This window comes from Nannocystis pusilla (assembly GCF_026626665.1).
Lineage (GTDB): Bacteria > Myxococcota_A > Polyangia > Nannocystales > Nannocystaceae > Nannocystis > Nannocystis pusilla.
Genome location: NZ_JAPNKE010000002.1, coordinates 1,605,144 through 1,625,592, shown reverse-complemented (window position 1 = coordinate 1,625,592; position 20,449 = coordinate 1,605,144). Strand labels below are relative to the sequence as shown.

Genomic DNA, 20,449 nt, shown 5'->3' with positions numbered 1-20,449 from the left:
ACTGCGCGCCCCGGCGCCGCCTCGAGCAGCCCCCGCGAGTTCCCGTCTTCGCCGCCTCGCTGCAGCGTCGTGAGCATCGCGCCCCGCTCGCCTCGCCGCGCCCTTCCACGCGCCTTGACCCGGACCGCCGCGCTCGCTAGCGTGCCTGGAACGATGATCCGGGGTCTTGCCTTCACCTTCACGAGCCTCGCCCTCCTGACCGCCTGCAAGGGCGACACCCCGGCCGCCACCGACGGCGCCTCGACGACCACCGGCACGACGAGCGCCACCGACACCCCCACCACCACCGACGCCCCGACCACCACCGGCGGGCCCGACCTCCCGCCGCTGCACGGCGTCGCCGACCTCCACCTTCACATGTTCGCCGAGGAGGCCTTCGGCGGCGGCTGGTTCCACGGCAGCCACGCCGGCCCCGGCGAGGACGCACTCGCTCCCTGCGACGGCGGCGAGCCCGGCGATCATGCCCGGCTCAAGGCCGACCTCGCCCCGCTGCTCGGCCAGTGCGAGGGCATGAGCCTCGAAGAGCTCGCCAAGCTCGTCTCTCTCGTCTCCGTCATCGCCGCGCCCGGCGGCGGCGAGGTCGTCAGCGAGTTCGTCAGCCAGATCCCCGGCTCCACCGGCGACACCGGCGAGCACAAGGCCCGCGTCGACGGCTGGCCCGGCTTCGCCGGCTGGCCGCGCTGGGACGCCATCGCTCACCAGCAGGTCTGGGAGGAGCACCTGCACGCCGCCTACATGGCCGGCTTGCGGCTCGAGGTCGTCTCTGCCGTCTCCAACGACTGGCTGTGCCGCGCGATCGCCGAGGAGAACCTCGCGCGTCCGCAGTGCGACGAGATGGAGGACGTGAAGATCCAGCTCGAGCTGGCCCACGACTTCGTCGCCACCCACGACTGGGCCGAGATCGCCCTGACCGCCGCCGACGCCCGGCGGATCGTCGGCGAGGATCGGCTCGCGCTCGTGCTCAGCGTCGAGGCCTCGCACCTCATGCAGCAGGGCGACTGGAAGCCGCAGCTCGACGAGCTCCACGCGCTCGGCGTGCGCACCCTCCAGCCCGTCCACCAGCTCGACAACCGCTTCGGCGGCGCCGCCCCGCACAACAACATCTTCCACATCGCCCAGTACGCCGAGAACTGTCACATCGACATGGACTGCGGCATCACCCAGGGCGCCGTCACCCTCGGCTTCGACGTCGACGCCGATTGCCGCAACACCCTCGGCCTCACCGCCGAGGGCAAGGAGCTCGCCCAGGCGATGATGGACCGCGGCATGCTCGTCGACGCCGCCCACCTCTCGGAGGCCGGCGTCCGCGACCTCCACGAGCTCTCCGTCGCCCGCGACTACTACCCCTATTACATCTCGCACGGCCACTTCCGCGAGATGTTGCCCGCCGAGAAGGCGCGCGAGGAGAAGACCACGCCCGCGTGGATCGTCGAGCAGCTGCGCCAGGTCGGCGGGGTCTTCGGGATCCGCACCGGCCACGAGGAGGTCAACACCTACGAGCCGTCCGAGGTCGCCAACACCTGCCACGGCTCCTCTCGCTCGTTCGCGCAGTCCTATGATTTCGGCCGGCTCGGCCTCAAGGTCGCCGTCGCCCTCGGCTCCGACCTCAACGGCTTCATCCAGCAGGTCCGCCCGCGCTTCGGCCCCGACGCCTGCTCCGCCTCCTTCCCGACCGAGGGCCGCTGCCAGGCCCGCGACGAGCTGGCCGGCGGCCCCGCCCCGCTCGGCACCGGCTTCGACGAGGCCGGCCTCGGCCACATCGGCCTCCTGCCCGACCTCCTCGCCGACCTCGACCAGCTCGGCACCGACACCACCCCGCTGCGCGACTCGGCCGACGCCTTCGTGCGCATGTGGGAGCGCGCCGAGGCCGAGCGCAGCGGCCCCGCCGATCCGGCCGACGACCTCGACGCGAGTGGCGTCGTCGTCCTGCCGCCGCACGGCCAGCGCGAGGCCGAGTTCCCCGCCGAATGCGGCGACTCCTACTGCGAGGCCTCGCTGCAGACCGGCGAGCCGTGCCGCTTCGACGGCGAGTGCGTCAGCGGCACCTGCGCCGACGCCGGCGAGTGCGGCACGCCCAAGGGCACCTGCGCCTGAGCGACGTACCCCGAGGCCGTCGCTACCGTCATCGCTGCGGCCGACGCGACCCGATCGCCTCGCGGCCTCAGCGGCCCACGAGCAGCGCCTGCCACGACGCCGTCAGGACCGACTTCACTTCCGCACGCGGGACAGCGACGTGCGCGTCGAAGTGAAGGCCCGCCACGCGGCATCGGAGCTCGCCCCGTACAAGCGCGCCGCGCCGCACGCCGAGCCCGCGAGGTCCCGCACCTCTCGCAGCGCGCTCAGCGTCGCGTCGTGGCCCAGCTCGACGCGGTCGTAGCCGCGCCCGCGTTCACCGTCGCACGGGACCTCTTCTTCCACGCGCCTCGTCGGCGGAGTCAGTCCAGCAAACGGAACACCTCCGGGTCGCGTGGCAGGTAGCGCACCTTGCGGAGCGAGCCGACCTGCAGCCGCGGCGCTTCCATGGCGGTCACCACCAGCGTCTTCTCGACCTGGACCGGCGCGCCCCCGTCCTCGGGCTGGATCTCGAAGCGGAACCGAAGCCGCGGCTTCCCGTTCTGCGCCGAGCCCGTCTCCTCGTACGAGATCACGCGCGCCGTGCCGATCGCCCCCTCCTGCTGCAGGAGCGCGACCTCCTGCCGATCGAGCTGGTCGACCACGCACCAGCCCACGCCGACCGCCAGGAACGCCGCGCCGACGATGGAGAACGCGAGCACGGGATTGTTGCGAGCCATGCCGGCGAGCATGCCACGCCGCGGCGGTGCGCGGGCCCCGAAACCTCCCCGCAGCGCCCCGGACTGCGCCCCGCGGGAGCGCGCCCGCGAGCACACGCGACCGCGAAGCCCCGAGCGACGCGGCCCGCGCGCGATCGTGGCCCGCCCCAGTTATCGCCTAACGATTGCTCTTGCAATCAACTTGCATCTGTAAAACAGTCTCGGCCATGGACACCCCGATCGATCCGCGCCTCCCCGTCACGGTGCTGTCCGGCTTCCTCGGCGCCGGCAAGACCACCCTCCTCAACGCCGTGCTGCGCAACCGCGCCGGCCTCCGCGTCGCCGTCATCGTCAACGACATGAGCGAGGTCAACATCGACGCCCGGCTCGTGCGCGACGGCGGCGCCGGGCTCAGCCGGGTCGACGAGCGCCTGGTCGAGATGAGCAACGGCTGCATCTGCTGCACCCTGCGCGAGGACCTGCTCGTCGAGGTCACCCGGCTCGCCCGCGAGGGCCGCTTCGACTACCTCCTCATCGAGTCGAGCGGCATCTCCGAGCCGCTCCCGATCGCCGAGACCTTCACCTTCCCCGACGAGCACGGCACGCGCCTCGCCGACGTCGCGCGCCTCGACACCATGGTCAGCGTCGTCGACGCCGTCAGCTTCCTCGCCGACTACGACGCCTCCGCCAGCCTGCGCGAGCGCGGCGCGGCCCTCGACGACGACGACGAGCGCACGATCACCGACCTCCTCGTCGACCAGGTCGAGTTCGCCGACGTGCTCGTCATCAGCAAGACCGACCTCGCCGCGCCGGCCGAAGTCGACCGCCTCGAGGCCGTCCTGCGCTCGCTCAACCCCGCGGCCCGGATCGTCCGCGCCGCCCACGGCGAGGTGCCGCTGACGGAGGTCCTGAACACCCGCCGCTTCGACTTCGACCGCGCCTCCCAGGCCGCCGGCTGGCTCGAAGAGGTCCGCGGCGAGCACCGCCCCGAGACCCTCGAGTACGGGATCTCGAGCTTCGTCTACCGCGCGGCGGTGCCGTTCCACCCGCGCCGCTTCTGGGCCCAGATCCAGCGCAAGTGGCCCGGCGTGCTGCGCTCGAAGGGCATCTTCTGGCTGGCCACGCGGATGGACGCGGCCCTGAGCTGGTCGCACGCGGGCCGCACCCTGCGGGTCGGTCAAGCCGGCCTGTGGTGGGCGACGCAGCCGCGCAGCGAGTGGCCGACCGAGCCGGACACGCGCGCGGAGATCGAGCGCCACTACCGTCCGCGCTGGGGCGACCGCCGCCAGGAGATCGTGGTCATCGGCAGCGGCATGGACCGCGAAGCCCTGACCGCCGCCTTCGACGCCTGCCTGCTGACCCCCGCCGAGATGCGCGGCGGCCCGAAGGCCTGGCGCTCGCTCGACGATCCGTTCCCGGCGATGCCCGCCGGACCGGCCCCGGCCTGACGCCGATGCCGCGATCGCGGCATCCCCGAATCACCGCAGGCGAAATCATCACGTGTCTCCGCGGACCTCTCGTCCTCGGAGACACGTGATTTCGCGACCCCACCCGCGGCTCCCTCGAATCCCTGCCATCGCGCAATCACCTGTCCCCTGGGACATCTCGCTGGCACATTCGTCGCGCGCGCTTCCGCCCTGCGCGAACAAAATTCGTCGCCCTCCCGTGACGCGCCCTTGACGGGACGGAACGATTGATTCACATATCTCTCGTGCCATCCCAAGGACCGGTCACCCTCCCCGAGCTGCTCGAAGTCGCGCGGCGGCTGCTCGACGAGGCTGGGCCTGAAGCGCTCACCATGGACCGTCTGGCCGAGGCTGCGGGCATCTCCCGCAGTTCGGCCTACCGCCTCGTCGGCAGCCGCGAGGCCCTCGTCCAGCAGCTCGCGGCGGCGGGGGTCGACGCCCCCATGCGCGGAGACGCGCGCGAGAAAGTGCTCGCCGCCGCGCGCGACGTCTTCTCGCGCCAGGGCCTCGAGGGCGCCACCGTCGAGGCCATCGCCGAGGCCGCCGGCGTCGGCACGGCCACCGTCTACCGCCAATTCGGCGACAAGAAGGGCCTCCTCCGCGCCTTCGCCCAGAGTATGAACATTCGTAAGGCCGTCTGGGGCACCGCGCGCGAGCCCTCCGGCGACCTCGCCCTCGATCTCGAGCGGCTCGCCGTCGCCGCGCTCACGCAGATGCGCGACGACGCCGACCTCATGCGCATCATCCTCGTCGAGCGCCTGCGCGGCAGCAGCGTCCTCGGCGAGCTGTCCGACGCCGCCGACCGATCGATCCACGGCCTCGCCGCGGTGATGCGCCGCTACGTCGAATCCGGCGAGCTCGTCGACGACGACCCCTACCGGCTCGCGCGCGCCTTCCAGGGCATGCTGCTCAGCTTCGGCGTGCTCGGCGGCCTGTGGGGATTGCCCGCCGACCCCGACCCCGAGCGCGACGCCAAGACAATCGTCCGCTTCTTCCTCCGCGGCGTGAAACGAGGTGCTCCGTGACCATGATCGTGCCATTCTCCGCAATCGCCCCCGACGACCTCGCGCGCGTCGGCGGCAAGGGACAGAACCTCGGCGCCTTGACCCGCGCCGGCTTCCCCGTCCCACCCGGCTTTTGCGTCACCACGGCCGCCTATCGCCATTTCGTCGCCGGCTGTCCCACCTTCTCGGCCTGGCTCGACAAGCTCGACGCCCTCGACCCCGACGACGTCGCCGGCGCGCGCGAGCTCGGGGCCGCGGTGCGCGACGCCCTGCTCGCCGTCCCGCCGCCGCCGGGGCTCATCGCCGAAGTCACCGCCGCGCACCACGAGCTCGGCCGCGAGCACGCCTACGCCGTGCGCTCCTCCGCCACCGCCGAGGACCTCCCCGGCGCCTCGTTCGCCGGCCAGCAGGACACCTATCTCAATATCCGCGGCGACGACGAATTGCTGGCCGCGGTCCGCCGCTGCTTCGCCAGCCTGTTCACCGACCGCGCGATCCTCTACCGCGCCCGCAACGGCTTCGGCCACCGCCACGTCGCCCTCGCCGTGGTCGTCCAGCGCATGGTGGTACCCGAGGCCAGCGGGATCCTCTTCACCGCCGACCCGGTGACCGGCCACCGCGGCACCCTCACCATCGACGCCGGCTACGGCCTCGGCGAGGCGCTCGTCAGCGGCCTCGTCACCGCCGACCTCTACCGCGTCGATCGCCGCACCGGCGCGCTCAAGGAGCTGCGCGTCGGCGACAAACAGGTCGCCATCCGCCCGGTGCCCGGCGGCGGCACCGTCACCGAAGATGTCCCCGAGGACAGGCGGCGCGCCCGCGTCCTCGACGACGCCGCCGTCGCCGCCCTGGCCGACCTCGGCGCCCGCGTCGAGGCCCACTACGGCGGCGTCCCCCAGGACCTCGAGTGGTGCCTCGCGGGCCAGCAGTTGTGGCTCGTGCAGGCGCGCCCGATCACCTCGCTCTATCCATTGCCCGCGCCCGGCCCCGACGACGGCAGCGTCCACCTCTACCTCAGCTTCGGCCACGCCCAGAACATGATCGACCCGATCACGCCGATGGGCCGCGACCTGTGGCGCGCGGTGTTCCCGTTCGGCAAGACCCGCCTCGAGGAGATCCCACGCGGCACGACGACGATGGTCGACGCCGGCAGCCGGCTCTACCTCGACATCACGCCGGTGCTTCGCCTCGCGCCGACGCGCCGGCTGATGTTCCGGATCTTGCGCGCGGTCTACCCCGACGTGGCGGCACGCCTGGCGACTCTGGTGGACCGCCCCGCGATCCAGGCCGCCGCCAAGCCCCGCCCCGCGGCCCTGCGCCTGGCCCTCGGGATGATGTGGAGCGTCCCGTTCGAGCTCGCCTGGCTGCTCCTCGGCGCCCGCCTCGACACCCAGACCGCCTGGGCCGACCGCATGGTCGCCGAGCGCGTCGCCGAATTCCGCGCCGCCGTCGAATCACAACACTCCGGCGTCGCCCGCCTGCGCGCCGCCCGGCACCAGCTCACCGGCGTCTTCCAGGTCATGCCGAAGATCGCCCCGCGCCTCGTGTCCGGCATGCTGAGCCTCGGCCGCCTGCGCCGTCGCTTCGCCGACACCCCGCACGCCGCCGACGTCGAGGCCCTCCAGCGCGGCCTCGTCGGCAACGTCACCACCGAGATGGACCTGCGCGTCGGCGACCTCGCCGACCTCGCGCGGCCTTACCCCGAGCTGCGCGCCGCCCTCGAGCACGTCCGCCCCGGCGAGCTCCAAAGCCTGCGCGAGCTCCCCGGCGGCCCCGCCTTCGTCGACGCCCTCGCCGCCTTCCTCGCCCGCTTCGGCATGCGCGGCCAGGCCGAGATCGACATCGGCCGCCCGCGCTGGGCCGACGACCCCGGCCTGCTGCTCACCAGCATCCGCGGCATGGCGGCCCACGGCGACGCCCCCGGCCAGCACCGCAGGCACTTCGCCAACCTGCAGGCCGAGGCCGAGGCCGCCGCTTCGCGCCTCGTCGCCGCCGCGCCCGCCCTCGCGCGCTGGATCGTCCGCCGTCAGGTCCAGTGCGTGCGCCACTGCCTCGGCGTCCGCGAGCACCCCAAGTTCCTCTTCATCCAGTGCTTCGAGCTCGTGCGCAGCAACGTCCTCGCCGCCGCCGACGCGCTCGTGCACGCCGGTCGCCTGGATGCGCGCGGCGACGTGTGGTTCCTGACCTACGACGAATTGCTCGAGCTCGCCGCCGACCCGGGCGCCTTCGATCCGCGCCCGCGGATCCTCGCACGCCGCGCCGACTATGATCATAGCCGCCACCTGAGCCCCCCGCTGGTCGTCACCAGCGAGGGCGAGGTCCCCGCGCGACCTGTCCCGAAGGACCTGCCCGAAGGTGCCATCGCCGGCCTCGGCGCCAGCGCCGGCGTCGTCGAGGGCATCGCCCACGTCGTCCTCGATCCCGCCGCCCAGGTCCTGCGCGCCGGCGAGATCCTCGTCGCCCCGTACACCGATCCCGGCTGGACCCCGCTGTTCGTCCACGCCGCCGGCCTCGTGTGCGACGTCGGTGGCATGATGACCCACGGCTCCGTCATCGCCCGCGAGTACGGCATCCCCGCGGTCGTCGGCGTCGGCGACGGCACCAAGCGGCTCAAGTCGGGCCAGCGCCTGCGCGTCGACGGCAGCCGCGGCATCGTCGAGGTCCTCGCGGAGGCCGCCCCGTGAAGCTCGCCCTCCTCCTGCTCGGCGCCGCCCTCGTCGTCCTCGGCGCCCTCGCGGCCGTCCAGGGCGTGTTCGTCGACGGCCTCCAGCGGTCCGGCCGGACCTTCCTGGCGATGATGCCGATCCTCGCCGTCGCCTTCCTGCTCGCCGGCATGGCCGAGGCCCTCCTCCCGACCGGCTTCGTCGAGCGCTGGCTCTCCGACGGCGCCGGCGTCCGCGGCCACCTCCTCGCGTGGGTGGCCGGCGCCCTCACCCCCGGCGGCGGCCTGCTCGGCATGCCCCTCGCGGCCGGCCTCCTCAAGGCCGGCGCCGGCGTCGGCGTCCTCGTCACCTACCTCACCAGCATGGCCCTCCTCCCGCTCCTGCGCCTGCCCATGGAGCTCGGCATCTACGGCGGCCGCCTCGCGCTCCTGCGGATCGCCGCCTCCTGCCTCCTCCCGTTCGCCGCCGGCGCCACCGCCCAGCTCATCGTCCGCCTGACGCGCCTGTGAATGTCCCACGGGACATGCTCCATGAAACATGTCTGACAGGACATCGCGCGCCTCGGCCCCGAACCCCGCTTCGCCCTGGCACGTGTCCTTCAGGGCGAGCATTACCCGAGCAGCCCCAGGAGGAACGAACCCGGCGAGTCCCGCAGGGTGGCCCCGCAACGCGACGCCTCCGCGCTTTCGATCGACGTCTGTCAGCCTTGCGCCGCTCCGGGCAACTCCCGGACATGCCCCTTCGCCCGCCTTCGCTTCGCGCCCTGCTCGGTTTCGCTTACGCGCCCGGCACTCCTGACCTTCCCGACATCCGGCTCTCCGCCGCGAGACCCCACGCGTCCTTCGCTTCGCCCCTGCGCGCGCGGTCGTTCCTGCTCCCGCTCCTGCTCGCCGGCGGCGCCGCCTGCGACGTCGAGCCCGAGGCCGACGTCGACGAGCTCGCAGATCCGTCCGACGACGAAATCGAGCCCCGCTCGCTGACCCTCGAGCCCAACGATCCGCTCTACCACTCGGGACAGAAGTGGCACTACGGCGCCATCTCCTTGCCCGAGGCCTGGTGGCTGACCACCGGCTCGCCCGCGGTCACCATCGCCATCGCCGACAGCGGCACGCTCCCTCACTCCGAGCTCACCTGGTCGAGCGGCTACGACTTCTTCGTCGGCGACGCCGACCCGACCGACCCGGGGACCTTCCACCATGGCATCCACGTCGCGGGCACCCTTGCTGCGGCCGCGAACAACGGCAGCGGCGGCGCGGGCATCTGCTGGAATTGCAAGCTCCGTCCGCTCCGCGTCGCGCAGTCCGGCGGCGGCGCCCAGGTCGGCGACCCCGGCATGAACGAGCCGACCACCACCCTGCTCGCGCGCGCGATCCGCTACGCCGCCGGCCTGCCGACCGACAACGGCCGGGGAGAGACGGTGCAGGCCAGCTCGCGCGCCGATGTCATCAACATCAGCATCGGCAACCTCGCACAGCCGTGCCCGGCCGACCTCAAGGACGCCATCGACAAGGCCTCGGAGGCCGGCACCGTGGTGGTGGTCGCCGCGGGCAACGGCGACTCCGGGACCACCTGGCCGCCGAGCCCCGACTTCAACGCCTCCAACTATCTGTGGCCGAGGTGTCACGCTCAGAACCCCGACCTGATCGTGGTCACCGCCGTCGACGAGTTCGGCAACGCCGAGCCCTACGCCCTGCAGTCCAACCCCCTCGCCAAGTACCCCGGCATCACGCTCGCCGCACCCGGCGGCTCGGCGGTGAACGGCCAGGCCGGCAACGGCGCCCTCATCGGCTGCCCGAGCGATCCGACCCAGACCGGCACCCACGGCGTCGTGTCGACCTGGATCCCCTACGAGCAGACCGGCCCGCAGTGCCACCGCCACTGGGCCGGCACCTCGATGGCGGCGCCGCACGTGAGCGGCGTGGTCGGCCTGATGCGCGCCCGCAACTCCGCGCTGACGGCGTCGCAGATCAAGCAGATCCTCGTGAAGACCGCCAAGCCCATCCCGTGCACCAACTGCGGCGCCGGTATGGTCAATGCCTTCGGCGCCGTGCAGGCCTCGACCTTCACCCTGTCGATCACGTGCGAGTCGACCGGCGGCGGCGGCTACACCTGCACCTCCTCGCCGACCGGCCTCGGGCCGTGGACCGCCACCTGGCAGGGCGTACTGAACGCCGCGGTCAACCCGGCCCACGCCAACAACCCCGCGACCACCCACGGCACCTGCACCGTGAACACCCAGGCGCGGGTGCGCGCGACCCTCACCGACGCCCTCGGTCGCACGATGATCGCCGAAGACGCCTTCCTCTGCAGCCAGCTCCCGCCGTGACCAGTCGCCAAAGACATGTCTATATCGACATGTCCTTGAAGCCATATCACGAGACTGCGCCCAAGCGGCAGGCGGTGTCATCCGTCTTCAAGAACAGCTCACGCCCGTTCCCCGTCCTCGACACCGTGGCTCACCGGCACGGGCCGGGCCGCTCTCACAGCTTGCTCCACTCCTCGGCGGGCGTCGGCGCGGGGGCCGTGGGCCCGATCGGGTAGCCGCCACGGGCCAGGCTCACCAGCGCCGCGACGCTCACGCTCAGCCACACCGCCACGGCGAACGGATGCACCGCTCGACGCCGCGGCGAGGCGTGCGCTGCGGCAGGATCACCGAGAGCGAGCCCGGGACGAGCCATGGTCCCCGGACCATACGCCGCCGCTCTGGCAATGTCGATACGTCCCTGCGTCGCGCCCCCGACATGCCTCATTCGGGGGCATGGGCGCCGCGCTCTCCGATGACATGTCCCGAGAGACAGCATGACGCAGCATGCGACCGCACGCTTCCGGCGCGACCGGGGAACACGGCAAGACCGCGCTCTCATTCAGCGCCGACCTCTCGCCCGCGAGCGCATCTCGCTGCAGTCGCCGGCGCGCCTCACCGCGGCCGCCGAGTGCATACACCTCGCCTACCGGGAGCAAGGCGGTCGGCGCGAGAGAATCCGCGTCCGGCCGCGCGCTCGCCGGGCGCACAATCGCCGGCGGACATGGTAGCGAGGGCCTCGCCATGCACCACCACGCTCTGACGCGTACGCCCGCGAACTCGGGCGCTCGGGGCGTGGACGCAGTCGCGGCGGGAGCGGAGTGAGCGTGAGCGGGCCGAGCGTGCTGCTCCTCCTCGGCGCGCTCGCGCAGGTCCCCGGGCCGCCCGCCGACGACGTGCTCTGGAGCGCTCCGCCAGGCTGTCCCGGGCGAGATGCCCTGCTCGCCGAGGTCGTCGCCCGTCGAGGCCGCGCGCTCGAGCCCGGACAGGCGCGCGTCGTCGGGCGCGCGACCGTCGTCGGACCGCGCCGCTACCGGCTCGACCTCGACCTCGAAGTCCGCGGACGGCGCGACCGCCGGACCCTCTTCGCGCACAGCTGCGAGGCGCTGGTCGACGCGGCCGTCCTGGTCATCACCCTCGCCCTCGACGCCGACCGCCGGCCCGCCCCGGGCTCACCCGAGTCACCGTCCCCGGGGCCGACCCCGGACGCGACCGTGCCGGAGCCCACCGCCCCGGTCGAACCCGCGCCGGCGCCTGGAGCTTCGCTGGAGCCCACGCCGCCCGTCGCCGGCCCTCCACAAAGCACCAGCACCCTCGCGCCCCTCGCTGGCCCTCCACAAAGCACCGGCCCCCCCGCGCCCGTCGCCAGCGCTCCACGAAGCACCGCCACCCCCGCGCCTCCCGAGCCCCTCGCACCCGAGCTCGCGCCGCCGGCCCCGCGGCGCCGTCCCGGCGGCTTCCTCCGCCTCCACGGGCTCGGGGAGCTCGGCGCCTTGCCCGGCCCGACCGGCGGCGTCGGGCTCGCCGGCGGCCTCCTCTGGCCGAGATTCCGCCTCGAGCTGCACGCCACCTACCTGGCCCCGAGGACCGCCGACCGCTCGGGGACCGACGTCCGCGCCTCGTTCCTCGCCGGCGCCGCGCTCGGCTGCGTCCGCCTGGGTGACCGGCGCGTCTTCGAGCTCCCGCTGTGTCTCGGGCTCGAGGCCGGCGGCATTCCGCTGGCCGCCGACGGCCCGTCGGGCACAAGACCGCGATCGGGCGCTGGCTCGCCGGCACCGTGGGCGTCGGCGCGGCCGTGCGCGTGCACCCGCGGGTCGCCCTGTTCGCCATGCTGCAGGGCCTCGCGGCGCTCCAGCGCGGGACCTTCGTCGTCCGCCGAGCCGGGACCGACGTCGTCCTCTTCGACCCCGGCGTCGCCTCGGCCCGGCTCGCCCTCGGCGTCGAGGTGCGCCTCGGCGAGCCGCGGTGAGACTATCGAGGGCATCCGGAGACAACATCGAGGCCGGCGACCGCCATGCACTCCGAACCCGAGGACGACGCGCGCAAACGCGCCTTTCGTGAGCTCTACCGCAGCGAATTCACGTTCGTCTGGACCGTCGCGCGCCGCCTCGGCGTCCCGCCGCCGCTGGTCGAGGACGCGGTCCAGGACGTGTTCCTCACCGCCTACCGCCGCCTCGACCAGGTCCGTTTCGAGGTCTCCGCGCGCGCCTGGCTCTACGGCGTGACCCGCAGGATCGCCTCGCGTTACCACCGCTCGGCCGAGCGCCGGTCGCGGCGGCTCGCCGCGGTCGCTGCCGTCTCGCACGGCCCCGCCGACCCGCCGCAGGAGCGCGTCGACTCCGCGGAGCAGCTCGAGCGGCTCCTCGCCCAGCTCGGCGCGAACACCCGCGCCGCCTTCGAGATGTCCGAGCTGTTCGGCATGAGCGGCCCCGAGATCGCCAGCGAGCTGGGGATCCCCGTCAAGACCGTCTACTCGCGGGTTCGCCTGGCGCGCGAGCAGCTCATCCGCGAGTTCGGCGAGGCGAGGCTCGAGCGCGAGTTCGCCGGCGCGCGCGAGCGCGACGCCCCGCCGCCCGCCGCCGCCCAGCGCTCGTGGGCCGCCCTGGCCCCGGGCCTGATGTCGACCCACGCCGGCACCGGCCTCGCCACCCTCGTCACCGCCCGCGCGGCGGTCATGACCACCCTCGTGCTCGCCGCGGGCGCCGTCGCCGTCGCCGGGTCGCGCCCGCCGGGGGCCGTTCGGCCCGGCGCTCCCCCGTCCGACGCCGCACCGGTCGCGATGAACATCGCCGAGCGACCTGCCGCGGCCGTCGTCGTCGAGGCGGTCTCGCCCTCGCCGACGCCGCCCGTCACTTCTCCGCCCGTCGCCTCGCCGCGGCTGGAGGATGCCGACCGCCTGGCCGCCGAGGTCGCGGTGCTGGAGCGCGCCCAGGCCGAGCTCGCGCGCGGCGACCTCGAGGCCGTGCGGGCCCGCCTCGCCGAGCACGCGCGCCGCTTCCCCGTCGGCGCCCTCGGCGACCTGCGCGGCGTCCTTGCGATCGAGCTCCTGTGCCGCGACGGCCGGCGGGACGAGGCCGCCGCGCGGGCAGCCGCGCTGGTCGTCGCGTACCCGCGCTCCGCCGCCGCGCAGCGGTTCGAAATTATTCGTGCCCCGAGTGAGACGAATCGTTCGAGGCGGAGACTGGCAGCAGTAGAGCCCCAGCCTGTTCATGCATTCCGGCATCCGCGTCGCATCTCCCTGCATTCGCGCTGCGCTCGCAGCTGCGCTCGCCGTGTCCGCCTGCACGTATCCGAAGTTCCTCGGCGAGGAGCCGACCGACGGCGGATCCACCACCGAAGACATCGTCACCGCGAGCGCGTCGAGCCAGGGCTCCGCCGCGAGCACCGGCGTGGTGACCGGCGAGCCGACCACGAGCACCGGCGTGGTGACCGGCGAGCCGACCACGAGCGATCCGACCACGTGCGCGGACGGCTGCCCCGGCGGCGCTCCGGGCGGCCCCGTCGAGAAGTGCCTCTCGGAGTTCAACGAGGCGTACTGGTGCGAGTGCACCGAGGGCGACGTCCAACCGTGCGGCGACGGCCGCGTCAGCGTCTGCCTCGCCCAGGACGCCGTCGTCTTCACCCACACCCGGTGGACGACCTGCGGCACCTGCGAGCCCGGGCAGCAGCGGGCCTGTGACGCCCCCGGCGGGCCGGGCCGGCAATCTGCAACCTCCACGACAAGTGGATCGACGACATCGAGGACCTGCCGACGCTCGAGTGGGGCGCCTGCCTCCGCGAGCAGGACATCGCCTGCGAGCCGGGTGAATCGAGGCAGTGCGAGGGCGGCATCGCCGTCGAGTCGTGCGACGTCGATCTGCAGGGCATCCCTCACTGGACCGGCTGCTAGCTCGCGCTGGCGGCCCCTACGTGCTTCTTCTTTTTTCGACCGATCGAGGTCCCATGCGATATCTGGAGCATCTCAGGAGCGCCCGCGTGAAGACAATCTGCCTCGGGTTCGCCGTCGCCCTGGCGTCGGCGGCCTGCGGCGACAGCGGCGGCGACGCCAGCACCGCGAGCCCGGGCACCGGCGGGGCCACGAACCCGGGCCCGGGCAGCGGCACTGGCGACGAGCCGATCCCGCAGGCCGACTGCACGTCGCGCTGCGAGGCGCACGCGACCGCGTGCGCCGTGCCCGAGGCCATGGTCTCGCAGCTCTGCGCCAACATCTGCGCCGATTCGCTCACCGAGGCCGCTATTCGATGCATCGAGGCGCTGCCCTGCACCGCCGGCGAGAACGAGCTCGACGCGTGCGTGAGCGAGAACCCGCCGGGCGGGTCCAGCGAATCGGACGGCCCCACCGACACCGGAGGCCCCGCCGCCGGCGGATTCGGCGACCCCTGCACCTGCGGCATGACGAGCGGCGAGTGGGAGTGCTCCGGCTCCGACATCTGCGCCGCGGGCCTCGTCTGCGTCGGCTCCGGCGACGACGCCGGCACCTGCCGGGGCCCGGTCTGCTGCGACAGCGAGGGCGACTGCGCCGACAAGCTCGGCAAGCAGGCGAACTGCGACGCCGGCCAGAAGTGCGCCTGCCAGGGCGGCGACCTCGAATGCGTCGGCGAGGCGTGCACCTGCGAAGGCGGCGCCCCGACGAGCCGCGGCCTCTGCTACCCCGATTGACCGGAGCGGCGGCCCGGCGCCGTGTGTGGACATTTCGACCTCCACCCGCGATCTGCCTCCTGCAGACTCGCATGTCTTGAAAGCGACGTATGAACCACGCAGCTTCACGCGGGCTCGGCCTTGTCTTGCCATTCGCTCTGACGATCGCGTCCGGGCCTGGTTGCTTCCTCCCGCCGCCGATCGTACGAGGGCCGGACGGTCGGCCGATCTTTCGCGGTGAGTACCTGATTCACCCGCAAGCGGGCCCGTACTTCTGTTTCGGCGGCGTCACGCCGCTCGGGACCGAGACCTCCCGCTGCCAGGGGACCCCGGACACCTGCGCCGGCCTGCTCGACACCTGGCAAGAGGCCGGTCAGGGCCTGCTTAGCGCTTGCCACCCGACCTCGAACATCTACTGCACCCAGGGCTTCAGTAACAACTGGATGTGCGCGGAGACCGTGGAGGCGTGCGAGGTCGAACGCGCGCGTCGCGTCCAGGAGTACGCGAGCGGGCAGGACCTCGGGTACGCGACATGCACCGAGGTCGACGCGTCCAAAGTGTTCCCGCCGCCGGCTTAGAGGCGGGCTCCCACGCAGCACCGCTCGTCGAAGCGAGGGGCATCGTCGCCGACATCAGGGCACCGCGCATCCTCGCCGCGCCCTTCACCTGTCCCATCGGCCATCTCATCAGGAACCTGACCATCCGCGATCGCCGGCCGTGGCGCGCAGCCTCGCGCGCGCTGCCGCGGTCCCTGTCATGCAGTACCATCGCGCGATGTCTCGCCTCGAAGCGCTCCTCCTGTGTGCCCCCTTGCTGGCAGCCTGCGGCGACAGCGGGCGGCCCCAGGACACCGCGAACGCCACCCTGACCACCAGCGGTCCCGGCCCGACCTCGACCGTCGACCCCACCGACGGCGCCGTCACCGACGGCACCACCACCGGCGAGCCGACCACCTCCACCACCTCCACCTCGGGCCTACCCAAGCTCGACCTCGGCGCTCAGCCGGATCAGGGCGAGATGGCCACCACCGGCGAGTGCGCCGCCCAGATGTTGGAGCCGCAGGTCCAGTCGATCGGCGTCGACATCGTCGTCGTCGTCGACACCTCCAATTCCATGCAGGCGGCGATCGCCGCCGTCGAGACCAGCATCAACAACGACTTTGCCGCCATCCTCGGCGCCAGCAACGTCGACTACCGCGTCATCGTCATGGGCGACTACCCGCCCGGCGAGCAGCTCGACATCTGCATCAGCGCCCCGCTGTCCGGCACCGACTGCAACCCGCCGCCCGCCGTCCCCGCGGTCACCGAGCGCTACAAGCACTACGACGGCATCACCGGCTCGGGCGGCTTCCTCGCCAGCATCCTCGCCTGGTACACCGCCCCCGATCCGCACGGCCTCGCCCCCAACGGCTACCGCGACTTCCTGCGCGACGGCACGCGCAAGGTCATCCTCGCCATGACCGACGGCACCAGCGCCTCGAACACCGACGCCGACGGCGACGCCTTCGACGCCGCCCTGCTCGCCCTCGACCCGCCGCACTTCGGCACCCCCGGCGCGCGCGACTACGTCTTCCACACCATCATCACCATGGGCGCCAACAACCCGCCCGACGCCCCGTGGTTGCCGGGCGACCCGCTGCAGGGCGAGGGCGACTCGATCCAGCGCGTCAGCGTCATCAGCGGTGGTTGGCGCTTCCCGCTGTCGCAGACCGACGCCTTCGACGTCCTCTTCCAGGAGATCGCCAAGGACGTCGTCATGACCACCCCGATCGCCTGCTCCTTCCCGATCCCCGAGCCGCCGATGGGCACCATCGATCCGAACACCATCGAGATCGACTACCAGGTCGGCGGCGTCCCGCCGGTCAAGGCATTCCATCAGGTCGTCGATCTCGCCGCCTGCGAAGCCGACGCCTTCTACATCGAGAACGCCACGGTCATCCTCTGCCCCGACGCCTGCGCCCAGGTGCAGGCCGACCCTGCCGCCAAGCTCGACGTCCGCTACGGCTGCGACGTCGGCTTCGACCCCGCCGGCTGAGCTGCCCGTGCTCGCCGTCCGCCACGGCTGCGACGTCGGCTTCGACCCGGCCGGTTGGACCTCCGAGCTTCGCCGTCCGCTACGGCTGCGACGTCGGGCCGGGCCCTGCCGATTGCTCCTCGCCCGGCACCTCCGGCGGCCCCTCCGGCGCGGCCTCCGTCGCGCTCCCCGACGCCATGCGGCGCCACACCGCCGGCAGCCCGATCTCGAGGAACACCGGGAAGCGATAGCCCTCGTAGCGGCGCTCGAGCGCCGCGCGGACCCGCAGCACCGCGGCCGGATCGGGCGGCAGCGTCGGCTTCTCGGCCGCCACCAGCGACAGCACCGTCTGCAGGTACTCGCGCTGATCCGCCACCAGCTCCGGCCCGCCCGAGCGGCCGCGGCCGGGGTGCACGTGCTTCGGCTGCATCGCCTCGATCTCCGCCAGCCGCTGCAGCCACGCCTCGGGCTCCCCGATCTCGAGCCACGCGTGGGCCTTGTTGGCCACCAGGTCGCCGACGAACACGTGGTCTTCCCACTGGATCACCACGTGGGCCGGGCTGCAGCCGGGCCCGAGCACGTGCGCCTTCAGCTCGAGGCCGGCCAGCTTCAGCGTCGTCGTCGCCGCGCCGAAGCTGCGCGGCTGCGGCACCGTCGTCGGCCAGTCGGGCGCGTAGCGCTCGACGAACGCCTCCGTGCGCTTCGCGAACACCTCGGGGATCCGCGCCAGCACCTGCTCCGCGGTCCACACCTCGATCCCGCGGGCCTGGAACGTCGCGGTGCCGTTGAACTTGTCCGGGTTCGCGTGCAGCACGATCGCCGCCACCACCTTCTTGCGGGTCACGCGCTCGGCCGCCGCGATGACCTCCGCCGCGACCGACGGCAGGAACTGCACATCGATCACCACCACTCCCTCGGGCCCTTCGATCCAGAAGCTCGACGTGTCGAACGACCACCCTGACGAGATGTACTGCCCGATCCGCCGCTCCGACAGCGGCACTTCCACCCGGCCCGTCATCGGCGTCGACGAGTGGCTCACGCAGGCGAGCCCCGAGGTGACGAGCGACGCGAGGGTGACGAGCTGAAGCGCGCGAGCGAACATCGGCTGCGAAGGCTAGTGCCCCTGCTGCGCCGTGTCCACCGGCGGCGCGCATGTCTCGAAGGACATCCGCACGCCCCGAAGCCTCCCACGGCCGCGCCCGGGCCCTTTTTCGGGCCGGCGCGCGCAGCACCGGGCGCAGCCCCCCCGATTTCCGGCTCACCGGTCGGCCCGACACCGCGCGCGTCGCGAGGGCGGCGCGTGGCTCTCGGGCCGACCGGGGCGAGCCCCGCCCGGGCATCCCCGGGCGCCGCGCGGGCCCTCGCGTGGTATGAGAACGTAGACCGGCCCAGCCCGCGCGGGAGTCCCATGCGACATGTCTTCAAGTACAGCTTCACCCTCTCCGCCCTCGTCCTCACCGCCTCCGCCTGCGGCGACTCCGGGGCCGTGCAAGGCAGCACTGCCACCGACGCGACCACCATCACCAGCCTGAGCGCCGGCACCACCGACCCGGGCACCACCGACCCCGGCACCACCGACCCCGGCACCACCGATCCGGGCACCGCGGCCACCACCGCCGAGCCCACCACCGCCGAGCCCACCACCGGCCCCGTCGATCCCTCGACCACCACCACCACCACCGAGCCCGGCACCACCACCACGACCACCACCACGGAGACCAGCACCACCACCACGACCGGCGAGCGGCCGCCGGAGTGCGTCTCCGTGCTCAAGGCCACCGTGCGCGACTTCAAGGAGAGCCACCCCGACTTCGAGAGCTACGGCGGCACCGTCGACGGCATCGTCCAGGTCGACCTCGGGCCCGACCACAAGCCCGTCTACGCCCACGCCGGCGGCACCTCGGTCACCACCGGCCCCGCGGAGTTCGCCCAGTGGTACAACGACGTCGCCGACGTCAATCAATCGTTCGAGATCGAGATCACGCTGACCGAGGTGTCGCCCGGGCAATACACCTACCAGAACAACGACTTCTTCCCGATCGACGATCAGGGCTGGGGCAACCAGGGCAACAACCACAACTTCCACTTTACCACCGAGATCCACACCGAGTTCACCTATTCGGGCGGCGAGGTCTTCACCTTCACCGGCGACGACGATCTGTGGCTGTTCATCAACGGCAAGCTCGCCATCGACCTCGGCGGCGTCCACGGCGCCCTCAGCGAGTCCATCGACCTCGACGGCAACGCCGGCTTCTTCGGCATCCAGCTGAACGGCACCTACTCGATGGACATCTTCCACGCCGAGCGCCACACCAGCCAGTCGAACTTCCGCATCGACACCAGCATCAATTGCTTCATCGTCCCCGGCTGAGCCGACGCCGCGGGGACCGCCGGGGCCGCCGCGCCGGCCCCGAGCGGAGCGCTTCTCGTGCCGCTCGGCAGCCCGCGACCACCCCCTCCTCGATGATGCGGCTGGAGACGCTGCCGAGCCGTGCAGAGCACGACGGCCGCGGATCGGAGCCGCGAAGGTGGACGCGCAGGAGCGCGGCGCCGGCGCGGGGCTTGTGCGATGGCGTCTGCGGGCGTACACCGCCATCGCCATGGCCGACGTGATCGCCTTCGACGCCGACGACACCCTCTGGCACAACGAGCCGCTGTTCGCCCAGGCACAGCTCAAGTACCGCCGGCTGCTGGCGAGTTATCACGACGAGGCATTCGTCGAGCGCCGGCTCCACGAGACGCATATCCGCAACCTCGAGCACTTCGGCTACGGCATCAAGGGTTTCGGTCTGTCGATGGTCGAGACCGCGGTCGAGCTCACCGAGGGCCGCATCACCGGCGCCGAGATCCGTCACGTCCTCGAGCTCGCCCGCGAGATGCTGCGCGCCCCGGTCGAGCTGCTCCCGCACGTCGACACCACCATCCCCCGCCTCGCGCAGTCGAACCGACTGATGTTGATCACCAAGGGCGATCTGTTCGATCAGGAGTCCAAGATCGCCCGCTCCGGCCTCGGCGACTACTTCTCTCGCATCGAGGTGGTCTCCGAGAAAGACCGCAGGACCTACGACCGCCTCCTCGCCCGCCATGGCGTCGAGCCGGCGCGGTTCGTGATGGTCGGCAATTCGCTCCGGTCCGACGTCCTGCCGGTGCTCGAGCTCGGCGGTCGGGCCGTGCACATCCCGTACGCGACCACCTGGTCGCATGAACATGTCCCCGAGGACCTCCTCCGCCAGCACGAGTTCACCCGGCTCGAGCACATCGGCCTCCTGCCCGAGTACCTGGCCGGCGTCGGCGAGTAGCGAGCGCGTCGGCCATCGCCCCACCATCCGGTCGAGAATCCGCAGCGACACCCGCATTCGGTGCTTCGCCATCCCGGCTGACGTGACGCGCGCCAGAGCGCGCGAGTCCGGACCCGCGCGCGAGCCCGCCGGCCGCGTCGCCGCCGTGGTGAACGACAGGACATGTCTCGTAGGACATGTCGCTATTCCGCGCCGCTGCTTCCCTGTGCGCCGCGTCCGGGTGGTCGTGCGGCCCACACCGCCGCGACGTCACCGTGCAGCCGCATGCACCACGTGGATCGACTCGCCGCCGC

17 protein-coding genes are annotated in these 20,449 nt (G+C 72.6%); 13 read left to right on the top strand and 4 right to left on the bottom strand.

Annotated features, from left to right (window positions below; all coding sequences use genetic code 11):
- The first annotated feature begins 153 nt into the window (after positions 1–153).
- Positions 154–2,094 (top strand): membrane dipeptidase, encoded by a 1,941-nt coding sequence (locus OV079_RS07245; protein ID WP_267767035.1) that lies wholly within the window; start codon positions 154–156, stop codon positions 2,092–2,094.
- A gap of 114 nt (positions 2,095–2,208) precedes the next feature.
- Here OV079_RS07245 and OV079_RS07240 read toward each other — a convergent pair whose 3' ends face one another.
- Together OV079_RS07240 and OV079_RS07235 are read right to left on the bottom strand one after the other, a co-directional pair.
- Positions 2,209–2,418, bottom strand: a complete 210-nt coding sequence (locus OV079_RS07240) for a hypothetical protein (protein WP_267767034.1) — start codon at positions 2,416–2,418, stop codon at positions 2,209–2,211.
- A 17-nt stretch (positions 2,419–2,435) separates the two neighbouring features.
- Positions 2,436–2,804 carry a DUF3592 domain-containing protein gene (locus tag OV079_RS07235; protein WP_267767033.1) on the bottom strand — a complete coding sequence of 123 codons (369 nt, stop codon included), beginning with the start codon at positions 2,802–2,804 and terminating at the stop codon, positions 2,436–2,438.
- Between the two features lie 194 nt (positions 2,805–2,998).
- Between OV079_RS07235 and zigA the strand changes: the two genes are divergently transcribed.
- The 5 genes from zigA (at position 2,999) to OV079_RS07210 (ending at position 10,230) form a co-directional block, all read left to right on the top strand.
- Positions 2,999–4,219, top strand: a complete 1,221-nt coding sequence (gene zigA / locus OV079_RS07230) for a zinc metallochaperone GTPase ZigA (protein ID WP_267767032.1) — start codon at positions 2,999–3,001, stop codon at positions 4,217–4,219.
- Between the two features lie 263 nt (positions 4,220–4,482).
- On the top strand, positions 4,483–5,262 hold the full coding sequence (locus OV079_RS07225) for a TetR/AcrR family transcriptional regulator (RefSeq protein ID WP_267767031.1): 780 nt from the start codon (positions 4,483–4,485) through the stop codon (positions 5,260–5,262).
- Between the two features lie 8 nt (positions 5,263–5,270).
- The gene (locus OV079_RS07220; protein WP_267767030.1) at positions 5,271–7,925 is read left to right on the top strand and encodes a phosphoenolpyruvate synthase; all 2,655 of its coding nucleotides are present in this window, start codon (positions 5,271–5,273) and stop codon (positions 7,923–7,925) included.
- A complete protein-coding gene (locus OV079_RS07215) occupies positions 7,922–8,413 on the top strand; it encodes a hypothetical protein (RefSeq protein ID WP_267767029.1) in 492 nt (163 codons plus the stop codon). The genes OV079_RS07220 and OV079_RS07215 overlap by 4 nt, the downstream gene beginning before the upstream one ends.
- Positions 8,414–8,637: 224 nt before the next feature.
- Positions 8,638–10,230, top strand: coding sequence for a S8 family serine peptidase (locus OV079_RS07210; protein ID WP_267767028.1), 1,593 nt, complete (start codon positions 8,638–8,640; stop codon positions 10,228–10,230).
- Between the two features lie 154 nt (positions 10,231–10,384).
- Here the strand turns inward: OV079_RS07210 and OV079_RS07205 are convergent, their stop codons facing one another.
- Positions 10,385–10,516: a hypothetical protein gene (locus OV079_RS07205; RefSeq protein ID WP_267767027.1), complete on the bottom strand. Its 132-nt coding sequence runs from the start codon at positions 10,514–10,516 to the stop codon at positions 10,385–10,387.
- A 1,467-nt stretch (positions 10,517–11,983) separates the two neighbouring features.
- Between OV079_RS07205 and OV079_RS07200 the strand changes: the two genes are divergently transcribed.
- The 5 genes from OV079_RS07200 (at position 11,984) to OV079_RS07180 (ending at position 16,878) form a co-directional block, all read left to right on the top strand.
- On the top strand, positions 11,984–12,175 hold the full coding sequence (locus OV079_RS07200; RefSeq protein ID WP_267767025.1) for a hypothetical protein: 192 nt from the start codon (positions 11,984–11,986) through the stop codon (positions 12,173–12,175).
- Between the two features lie 45 nt (positions 12,176–12,220).
- On the top strand, positions 12,221–13,885 hold the full coding sequence (locus OV079_RS07195; protein ID WP_267767023.1) for an RNA polymerase sigma factor: 1,665 nt from the start codon (positions 12,221–12,223) through the stop codon (positions 13,883–13,885).
- Between the two features lie 296 nt (positions 13,886–14,181).
- The gene (locus OV079_RS07190; RefSeq protein ID WP_267767021.1) at positions 14,182–14,865 is read left to right on the top strand and encodes a hypothetical protein; all 684 of its coding nucleotides are present in this window, start codon (positions 14,182–14,184) and stop codon (positions 14,863–14,865) included.
- A 125-nt stretch (positions 14,866–14,990) separates the two neighbouring features.
- On the top strand, positions 14,991–15,422 hold the full coding sequence (locus OV079_RS07185) for a hypothetical protein (RefSeq protein WP_267767019.1): 432 nt from the start codon (positions 14,991–14,993) through the stop codon (positions 15,420–15,422).
- Positions 15,423–15,618: 196 nt separating this feature from the next.
- Positions 15,619–16,878: a hypothetical protein gene (locus OV079_RS07180; RefSeq protein ID WP_267767016.1), complete on the top strand. Its 1,260-nt coding sequence runs from the start codon at positions 15,619–15,621 to the stop codon at positions 16,876–16,878.
- A 79-nt stretch (positions 16,879–16,957) separates the two neighbouring features.
- Here OV079_RS07180 and OV079_RS07175 read toward each other — a convergent pair whose 3' ends face one another.
- On the bottom strand, positions 16,958–17,959 hold the full coding sequence (locus tag OV079_RS07175) for an MBL fold metallo-hydrolase (protein WP_267767014.1): 1,002 nt from the start codon (positions 17,957–17,959) through the stop codon (positions 16,958–16,960).
- A gap of 306 nt (positions 17,960–18,265) precedes the next feature.
- Between OV079_RS07175 and OV079_RS07170 the strand changes: the two genes are divergently transcribed.
- Together OV079_RS07170 and OV079_RS07165 are read left to right on the top strand one after the other, a co-directional pair.
- Entirely contained in the window at positions 18,266–19,228 is a 963-nt protein-coding gene (locus OV079_RS07170; RefSeq protein WP_267767012.1) for a fibro-slime domain-containing protein, read from the top strand.
- A 229-nt stretch (positions 19,229–19,457) separates the two neighbouring features.
- Positions 19,458–20,156, top strand: a complete 699-nt coding sequence (locus tag OV079_RS07165) for an HAD family hydrolase (protein WP_267767009.1) — start codon at positions 19,458–19,460, stop codon at positions 20,154–20,156.
- Positions 20,157–20,449 lie beyond the last annotated feature (293 nt).